The sequence below is a fragment of the Polaromonas sp. DSP2-3-2b2 genome (genome assembly GCF_049895905.1).
GTDB lineage: Bacteria > Pseudomonadota > Gammaproteobacteria > Burkholderiales > Burkholderiaceae_C > Polaromonas.
In genome coordinates this window covers 1-1355 of the sequence record NZ_JAFCTH010000052.1, presented here as the reverse complement: position 1 = coordinate 1355, position 1355 = coordinate 1, and the positions used below count along the sequence as shown (strand labels likewise).

The window sequence follows — 1355 nt, the reverse complement described above, 5'->3', positions numbered from 1 at the left end:
GGCGGATGGATGGGCTGGGCGGAACAAGAATTCGAGACGATTGATTTGGGTGACCCGCGTCTGAACCGGCGCGCCGTGCTGCTGGCCGAGCGGCTGGGACAAAAGCCCGGAGCAAGTATTCCGGGAGCGTGCGAGAACTGGGCCGAGACGGCGGCGGCCTATCGCTTCCTGCGCAACGAGCAGGTCAGCTGCGAAGACGTGATGACGGCCCACCGCCAGGCGACGATGGGCCGCATCCGCGAGCACGCGGTGGTGCTGTGCCTGCAAGACACGACCGAGCTGGACTACAACGGCCAGGCGATGACGGGCCTGGGGCCCCTGAGCTACGAGGCCCAGCGTGGGCTGTATTTGCACCCGACCTATGTGGTCACGCCCCAGCGCGAGCCGCTGGGGGTGATGAACGCCTGGACGTGGGCGCGCGAGTTCAAGACGGGCGATGGACCGCGCGGCGGCGTGCTCGAAAGCGTGCGATGGGTGGAAAGTTACGAACGCATTGCCGAGCAGGCCAGCGAGCTGCCAGGCACGCGTCATGTATGCATCGGCGACCGCGAGTCGGACATCCTGGCGCTGCTGGTGATGGCGCGCAAGATGAACCACGCGGCCGATTATCTGGTGCGCTGCCAGCACAACCGGGTGTTGCCCGAGGGCGGCAAGCTGTGGGACCAGGTGATGACCAGCGCGCCGCTGGGGCATATTCGCTTCGAGATGCCGGCCGGTCGCGGGCGCAAGGCCCGCGCGGTCGAGCAGGAGGTGCGCGCCCAGCGCATGATATTGCCTGACCGCCAGGGCGGCCAGCTCGAAGTGACCTGCCTCATCGCATCGGAAGTCAACGCACCGGCAGGCGCCAAGCCGGTGGTCTGGCGTTTGCTCACCAACCGGGCGGCGACCACGCTGCAGGCTGCGGTGGAGCTGGTCGATTGGTATCGCGCCCGGTGTTAAATTGAGCTTTTTTTCCTGGTCCTCAAGGAGGGCTGTCGGGTCGAACGGCTGCAGCTCAGCGATGCTGACCGGCTGCAAACCGCACTGGCGCTGTACATGGTGATTGCCTGGCGCATCAACCGCTTGATGCGGCTGGGGCGCACCTTGCCCGATTTACCAGCTGACCTGCTGTTCGAGCCTGACGAGTGGCGAGCGGCGTTCATACAGAACAAAAAACCCGTGCCCAGGCAGACTCCCACGCTTAACACCGTGGTGCGCCTGATTGCCCAGCGCGGCGGCTTTCTGGGCAGAAAGCACGATGGTGAACCCGGCGCCAGGACGATTTGGCTGGGTATGCAGGAGATTGCCGTCTTTGTCGAGGGTGCCCGTTATGCCCGACAGTTCAACGATGGGTGACTTGTGTGTAATGGGATGGC

At 64.9% G+C, this 1355-nt stretch carries 1 pseudogene; it reads left to right on the top strand.

The window, feature by feature from the left end:
• Positions 1–9: 9 nt before the first annotated feature.
• A pseudogene (locus ACP7AD_RS18500) lies at positions 10–1335 on the top strand (IS4 family transposase).
• Positions 1336–1355: the final 20 nt, after the last annotated feature.